This window comes from Thiobacillus sp., assembly GCF_018780105.1.
Lineage (GTDB): Bacteria > Pseudomonadota > Gammaproteobacteria > Burkholderiales > Thiobacillaceae > Thiobacillus.
Genome location: NZ_JADMKC010000019.1, coordinates 1 through 6,721, shown reverse-complemented (window position 1 = coordinate 6,721; position 6,721 = coordinate 1). Strand labels below are relative to the sequence as shown.

The 6,721-nt window shown below is 61.7% G+C and carries 9 protein-coding genes and 1 pseudogene; all 10 read right to left on the bottom strand.

The window, feature by feature from the left end; translation table 11 throughout:
• A pseudogene (locus IV098_RS11805) lies at positions 1–316 on the bottom strand (F0F1 ATP synthase subunit alpha); the annotation flags it as partial.
• Positions 317–377: 61 nt separating this feature from the next.
• Complete coding sequence (locus IV098_RS11800) at positions 378–914, bottom strand: F0F1 ATP synthase subunit delta (RefSeq protein WP_296889349.1); 537 nt, start codon at positions 912–914, stop codon at positions 378–380.
• A gap of 3 nt (positions 915–917) precedes the next feature.
• Positions 918–1,388 carry a F0F1 ATP synthase subunit B gene (locus tag IV098_RS11795; RefSeq protein ID WP_296889348.1) on the bottom strand — a complete coding sequence of 157 codons (471 nt, stop codon included), beginning with the start codon at positions 1,386–1,388 and terminating at the stop codon, positions 918–920.
• A 67-nt stretch (positions 1,389–1,455) separates the two neighbouring features.
• The gene (gene atpE / locus IV098_RS11790) at positions 1,456–1,695 is read right to left on the bottom strand and encodes a F0F1 ATP synthase subunit C (protein WP_296889347.1); all 240 of its coding nucleotides are present in this window, start codon (positions 1,693–1,695) and stop codon (positions 1,456–1,458) included.
• Positions 1,696–1,762: 67 nt separating this feature from the next.
• The gene (atpB, locus tag IV098_RS11785; RefSeq protein ID WP_296889350.1) at positions 1,763–2,656 is read right to left on the bottom strand and encodes a F0F1 ATP synthase subunit A; all 894 of its coding nucleotides are present in this window, start codon (positions 2,654–2,656) and stop codon (positions 1,763–1,765) included.
• Positions 2,657–2,730: 74 nt separating this feature from the next.
• Positions 2,731–3,105 (bottom strand): ATP synthase subunit I, encoded by a 375-nt coding sequence (locus IV098_RS11780; RefSeq protein ID WP_296889346.1) that lies wholly within the window; start codon positions 3,103–3,105, stop codon positions 2,731–2,733.
• Between the two features lie 93 nt (positions 3,106–3,198).
• Positions 3,199–4,551, bottom strand: coding sequence for a YihY/virulence factor BrkB family protein (locus tag IV098_RS11775; RefSeq protein WP_296889345.1), 1,353 nt, complete (start codon positions 4,549–4,551; stop codon positions 3,199–3,201).
• Positions 4,552–4,582: 31 nt separating this feature from the next.
• On the bottom strand, positions 4,583–5,554 hold the full coding sequence (locus IV098_RS11770) for a 2Fe-2S iron-sulfur cluster-binding protein (protein WP_296889344.1): 972 nt from the start codon (positions 5,552–5,554) through the stop codon (positions 4,583–4,585).
• 30 nt (positions 5,555–5,584) lie between these two features.
• Positions 5,585–6,436, bottom strand: a complete 852-nt coding sequence (locus IV098_RS11765) for a ParB/RepB/Spo0J family partition protein (protein ID WP_296889342.1) — start codon at positions 6,434–6,436, stop codon at positions 5,585–5,587.
• Positions 6,423–6,721 (bottom strand): ParA family protein (locus IV098_RS11760; protein ID WP_296889341.1); only part of this gene is annotated, 299 nt, incomplete at its 5' end. The genes IV098_RS11760 and IV098_RS11765, both read right to left, overlap by 14 nt.

Genomic DNA, 6,721 nt, shown 5'->3' with positions numbered 1-6,721 from the left:
GGCCGAGCAGGCCACGGCCCACCGGCACTTCCAGAATGCGGCCGGTGCACTTGGCAACGTCGCCTTCCTTGATGTGTTCGTAGTCGCCCAGAATCACGGCGCCGACCGAGTCACGCTCGAGGTTGAGTGCCACGCCGAAGGTGTTGCCCGGCATTTCGATCATTTCGCCCGACATGACGTCGGACAAACCATGAATGCGGACAATACCGTCGGTGACGGACACGATCGTTCCCTGGGTGCGCAACTCGCTTGACGCACCGAAGTTTTCGATCTTGGCTTTAATCAGTTCGCTGATTTCGCTTGGATTCAATTGCATGTGTGTTCTCCGAACCGCCGGGTTTTGAATTGGGGCGGTGTCCGATAAATAAGAGTCTGGATTAGCCTTGAAGCGCGAAGCTCATGCGCTGCAGCCGCCCTTTGACCGAGCCGTCTATCACCTGGTCGCCAATCGTGATCACCGCGCCGCCGATCAGTTCGGGATCGACCGCAACCTGCACGTTAACCGCACGGTTGAACTTGGCACGCAAGCCGGCCACCAGTTCGTCGACCTGCGCCTGCGCCATTTCCTGGGCGCTGGTGATGGTCGCTTCGAGGGTGCCTTCGGCGCTGGCTTTCAGGGTGTCGAACTGTTCGCTGATGACAGGCAGCAGCGCCAGGCGACCGTTTTCAGCGACCACCTTGACGAAACTTGCACCGCGCTCGCCGAGTTCGGCACCGGCCACGTCGATGACCAGTGCGGCCACGCGATCAGCGTCGACGGCGGGGTCAGCGTTCAGACGCGCCACCTGCGCATCGGAAACAATCGCTGCCAGCGTGGCGATACGCGAAGACCAGCCCGCCAGATCGCTTTCAGCCTGCGCGATGCGGAAAGCCGCTTCGGCGTAGGGTCGTGCCAGGGTAGACAGTTCGCTCATGGCTTACAGCTCGGCTTTCAGCTGGCCCAGCAGGTCAGCGTGGGTTTGCGCGTTGACTTCACGACGCAGGATTTTCTCCGCACCGGCAACAGCCAGCGCAGCAACCTGTTCACGCAGGCTTTCACGTGCACGGTTGGTTTCCTGAGCGATATTGGCCTGGGCAGCGGCAAGCTGACGCTCGCCCTCTTCCTTGGCAGCCGTTTTGGCCTCTTCGACCATTTGCGCCGCACGCTTTTCAGCCTGGACGATGACTTCGGCTGCAGTTGCCTTGGCTTCACGCATGTTGTCGCCGGCTTTTTTAGCCGCCAGCTCCAGCTCGTGCTTGCCACGGTCGGCAGCGGCCAAGCCATCCGCAATCAACTTCTTGCGCGTTTCGAGCGCGCTCATGATGGGCGGCCACACGTACTTCATGCAGAACCACACAAAGAAGATGAACGTGATGGACTGGCCGATCAAAGTTGCGTTGAAATTCATTTCCGCACCTTTTTAATGACGTGGGTTAAATACAGGGGTTGGCAACAAGCGCTGTTGAACCTGCGACTTAACCGGCAACAGCGAACAGAACGTACATGGCCAGACCGACGGCGATCATCGGCACTGCGTCAACCAGACCCATGACGATGAAGAACTGCGTGCGCAGCATCGGGATCAGTTCGGGCTGGCGTGCAGCACCCTCCAGAAAACGGCCGCCCAGAACGCCGATACCGATGGATGCGCCGAGCGCGCCCATACCCATCATCAACGCACCCGCGATGTACAGCACTGCTTGAGTCATTTCCATTTGTTGCTCCTAAAAGTTAAAAATAAAGTTGAAAACAAGAAACCAAAATCAATCACTAAAACTTGAATCAATGATGCTCGGAGTGCGCCATGTCCAGATACACAATGGTCAGCGTCATGAAGATGAACGCCTGCAGGGTGATGATCAGGATGTGGAACACTGCCCACGCCCACTGCAGCACACCGCCGAACAGGCCCAGGATCCAGCTGCCGCCGAACATCAGCGCAATCAGGATGAAGATCATTTCACCGGCGTACATGTTGCCGAACAGCCGCAGAGACAGCGAAAGCGGCTTGGCAATCAGACCCACGCCTTCGAGCAGCAGGTTGATCGGGAACATGAATTTGGGGAAAGGCTGGAACGCCAATTCAGAGAAGAAACCACCCGCGCCCTTCATCTTGATGCTGTAGAACAGCACCAGGACAAAGATCGACAGGGACAAACCGAAGGTGACATTGGGGTCGGTCGAGGGCACGACTTTCAGGAACGGCAGGCCCACCATTGAACCCGCCAGCGGCAACCAGTCGACCGGCACCAGGTCCATCAGGTTCATCAGGAAAACCCACATGAACACGGTCAGCGCCAGCGGTGCGACCAGCGGGTTTTTATGGGAGAAGGAACCGCGCACCGAGGTGTCGATGAATTCAATCACCCACTCGACGAAGTTCTGCAAGCCCGCAGGCACGCCTGTGCTGGCTTTTCTGGCCGCCATGCGGAACAGGAACAGGAACAGGATGCCGAGACCGATCGAAAACGCCATGCTGTCGACGTTGACCGCCCAGAAGCCCATGTCTTTGGCTTCCTGGGCGTTGTGCGCGAAGGTCAGCGTGGACTCCGACAGCACCTCGACGTTGCCATGATGGTCATGACGCTCATAACCCTCGGGCAGTTTGCCGAGCGTGAGGTTTTGCAGGTGATGCTTGATGTACTCACCGGAGGAAGCGTATTCCGTAGCCATGATGATCAAATTCAGTTAAGTGGGTTTTGAATGGACACTGCGGAGCGACCCATTCAAAACCGACCTGCGCAACGTATTTAATTTTTGCGGCCCTGTGCGGCAGCCAGCCAGCCAAATTGCGCCAGCAACAAACCCAACAGCATGGGCAAGGGCGACAGTTTCAACACGGCCAGCCCCAGTCCCAGCAAACCCACCAGCACGAGCATGCGCTCGACCCCGGCGCGAATGAAAAGTCTGAACAAACGATGCTGGTCCCATTCCGGATGCCGCATCGATTGCTGTTCGCGCCACACCAGCACCCCGCTCACTGCCAGCGCAACCAGGCCGCCGAACAGCGCCGCCAGCGCCGCATCGAGCCCGACGAACACGCCGCCCAAAACAGCCGCGACGGGCGCGAGAACCGCTTGCGCCCGGGCCACTCGCTGGATGGCCGATTGTGTACCGAAGAACATTAGCCGGTGATGATACTTGAATTAGAGCGGTCTATGCAATCATCAAGTGATCTGATGAGCAAATCCCCTGTTTGCACGGTCGCCCACCCGATTTTACAAACAGGCCTGCGGCCTTGCGGTCGGTTCTGTTTGCAGCCCGCTGCCCAGATCCTGCCAAGTCAGGTCGGCGAGCGCAGATTGCTGGCTGGCTTCCAGTCGGTCTTCGAGCGCGATCAGCGCCGGCTCGGCAGCCAGGTCATGCGGATGCAACTGCTGCTGTTCGCCCTGACGGCGCAGCAAGGCGTGCAGCTGTGCCAACGGGACGCTGGCCGGGTCCACCGCAGGCAACCAGCGCGGCGGCTGTTCGTCGGTGCGTGCCACCAGGTGCTGCTCAAGAAACGCTTCGAACACGTCTTCGAGCAACGGCTCGGGCAAGCGCAGATAGTGCGCGAGCACCTGCGGCGACATGCCGGGCACGCCCTGGGCATGCGCGCGTGCCAGCTGGCCCAGTGCCGCCAGCGCGATGCGTTCGCGCTGGCGCGGGCTGAATGCGGCGCCGGTGTCGTGGCCGGGACTGTAGCCGGGATTCTGCATGTAGAAAGCCACCCAGGCGCCGAACAGCAGAATGAGCCAGGTGACGTAAATCCACACCATGAACACGATGACGATGGCGAAGCCGGAATACACCGCCACGTAATTGACCGAGCCTGCGACAAAACGCGCGAACAGCACGCCGGAAGTTTCCCACAGCAAGGCGGCCACCAGCGCGCCGCATAGCGCCGGCACGGCGCGCACCCGTGTATTGGGCACCAGCGAATAGATGAAGCTGAACACGGCGACCAGAATCAGCAGCGGCAGCATGCCTTGCAGCACGCGCAAGCCATCAGCCACTGTACCGCTGACGCCGAGCCAGTCGAGTATGGCGTCGTTGAAAACCGACGCGCTGATGGTCGCGACGGCAAACAGCAGCACCGGCGCAGTGAAAATTACCGACAGGTAATTGCTGAAACGCTGGGCAAACGTGCGTTCGCGGCGCACCCGCCACACTTCGTTGAAGCCCTGTTCGACTTTCTGCACCAGCGACACGGCGGTGTATAGCAGCAAGACCACCCCCACCACGCCGAGCACGCCGACCTTGATGTTGTCGACGAATCCGGTGATCTGGTCGACCATTTGCACGCTGTCTGCACCCAGCGGCGCCAGCAGGCTGAGCAGAGTCGGCCGCGCGGCATTGTGCACGCCGAACGCCTTGAGGACGGAGAAGCTCACGGCCAGCAGCGGCACCAGCGATAGCAGGGTGGTGTAGACGAGACTCATCGCGCGCAGATTCATGCGCTCACCCGCCATGTCGCGGGTCGACAGGATCAATGCCCGCAGCAGGATCAGCGGCAGCGTGCGCCAGGCCGGCAGCGTATCGAGCGCGTCACGCCACAGGGCGCGATGCAACCACGCAAACAGGGATTTCATGCTTGCGGGACGGGTACGCGCCGCCGGAGTTTCACAGCACTTCCTGGTGCCAGCCGAGGATCGACAGGTTCCGGGCGAGCGCGCCTGCGCGCAGGCTGTCCAGAAAGACGGCCGGGCCCGCAGCATAGATGTCAAAACGGGTGAGATCCGGATGCGCCGCCAGCACCCGTCCGGCCAGGTCAGCCGGATCGGCATCCGCGGACATCAACTTGTAGTCGAAATCGTCCAGCGCGTCGGCCAGCGATCGCACATAGTTTTCCTGGTAGTGGCCCAGGGCATCGGACAGCCAGTAGAGGTGCATGCTTTCCGCCACCTCCAGCGACATGGCATGCTGGATCAGGCTTTTGATCGGCGCAAAGCCGTCGTCCCACGCCACGAAAATAATCGGGCGGCGTGAATCCAGCTTGATCACGAAATCGCCCTGCGGCCCGGTCAACGTCACGACATCTTCCTTGGCCAGCGCCGTGAATGCCTGCTCGGCAAACGCCTGCTGGTCATGCCGCACATGCAGCTCGATATGGCGGTCTTCGCAGGGGCAGCTGGCGATGTAGTACTCGCCCGCCGCCCCGTCCGAGGCCAGCCACACCGATTGACCGGCCAGAAAACGCAGCCGCTGGCTGCGCGGCGTCATCAGGTGCAAGGCCAGAATATGTTCGTCGATGGGCTCGACGGCCTTGACCCGGGTGGCGATGGTCTGCTGCGGAATATCGTCGGCGCCGGCGACACTGGCCTCGATCACGATATCGCCGACCGCGGTATACGCGCACATCAGCAAGGCCCCATTGGCCTTGTCCGCGTCCTTGACCCGAAAATCATGCGGCTGCAGCTTGCTGACCTCGCCCGACACCAGGCGCGCCAGACAGTCTCCGCAGTTGCCGCTGCTGCAGCCGTAATTGAGTGGAATGCCGGCACGCAATGCGGCCTGCAGAATCGTGTCCGTGCTTGCAATGCTGAAACAATGCCCGGAAGGCATCACGGTGACCTGCGCCAAGTTCGCTTCCACGCTGCCCTCCTTCAACCCTTCGACGATCAGTTAAAGCGCGATACCCAGTTTTTCCAGCAATCCCTGCAATTCGGCATGGCTGGAAAAACTCAGGGTGAGGCGGCCTTTGCCCTGCTTGTTGGTGTGCAGGCGAGCCGTCATGCCGAGCGCGTCGGACAGGCTTTCTTCGAGCCGCAGCAGGTCGCGCGAGGCGGCGGCCGGTGCGGGTGTCGCGGCCGGCTCTTTCAGCCGCGCCACGCGTCGCTCGACCTCGCGCACCGACAGGCCGCGGGTTTCGACCTCGTGCGCCAATTCGCGCTGCACGCCCGCGCTCAAAGGCAGCAGCGCACGGGCGTGGCCCATCTCGATCAGGCCGGCGGTGAGCATGTCCTGCACCGGGCGCGACAGGTTCAGCAGGCGCAGCAGGTTGGACACCGCCGCGCGCGACTTGCCCACCGCCTGCGCCACCGAATCGTGGGTCATGCCGAATTCGTGGATCAGGCGCTGCAGGCCATGCGCTTCGTCGATCGCGTTGAGGTCTTCGCGCTGGATGTTTTCGATCAGGCCCATTGCCGCCACCGCGTCGTCGGGCACTTCGCGCAGCAGCACCGGCACCTCGTTGAGGCCGGCCAGCCGCGCCGCGCGCCAGCGCCGCTCGCCCGCGATGATCTCGAAACCCTCGGCGATTTCACGCGCCAGGATCGGCTGCATCAGGCCCTGGGCGCGGATCGAGTCGGCCAGTTCCTGCAGCGACTCGCTGTCCATCTGGGTGCGCGGCTGGTATTTGCCGGGCGACAATTGTGACACGTTCATCATACGCAGCTCGCCCTGCGGCGGCGCCGAGTTGTTCTCGCCGCCGAGTAGTGCATCGAGCCCGCGTCCCAGACCCTTAAGTTTGGCCATCTGATTTCTCCCTTGCTGTGAGACCGGCGCCTGTGCCCTTTAGGGTGCTTGCGCCCTTCTGGGCGCGCCTGAGCGTTTCTTCGGCCAGCTCCATGTAGGCTTTCGCGCCCTTGCATTGCCGGTCGTACACCAGCACCGGCAAACCGTGGCTGGGCGCTTCGGCCAGCCGCACGTTGCGCGGAATCACGGTGTCGTAAACCTTGTCGCCGAAATGCTGCTTGAGCTGGTCGGACACCTGCTGCGCCAGCGTGCTGCGCGGATCGAACATCACCCGCAGCAGGCCTT

What these genes read in the sequence shown, in the direction of transcription:
- IV098_RS11800 (WP_296889349.1), bottom strand. Translation starts at nt 914, where the DNA reads ATGAGCGAACTGTCTACCCTGGCACGACCCTACGCCGAAGCGGCTTTC.
- IV098_RS11795 (WP_296889348.1), bottom strand. Translation starts at nt 1,388, where the DNA reads ATGAATTTCAACGCAACTTTGATCGGCCAGTCCATCACGTTCATCTTC.
- atpE (WP_296889347.1), bottom strand. Translation starts at nt 1,695, where the DNA reads ATGGAAATGACTCAAGCAGTGCTGTACATCGCGGGTGCGTTGATGATG.
- IV098_RS11780 (WP_296889346.1), bottom strand. Translation starts at nt 3,105, where the DNA reads ATGTTCTTCGGTACACAATCGGCCATCCAGCGAGTGGCCCGGGCGCAA.
- IV098_RS11775 (WP_296889345.1), bottom strand. Translation starts at nt 4,551, where the DNA reads ATGAAATCCCTGTTTGCGTGGTTGCATCGCGCCCTGTGGCGTGACGCG.
- IV098_RS11765 (WP_296889342.1), bottom strand. Translation starts at nt 6,436, where the DNA reads ATGGCCAAACTTAAGGGTCTGGGACGCGGGCTCGATGCACTACTCGGC.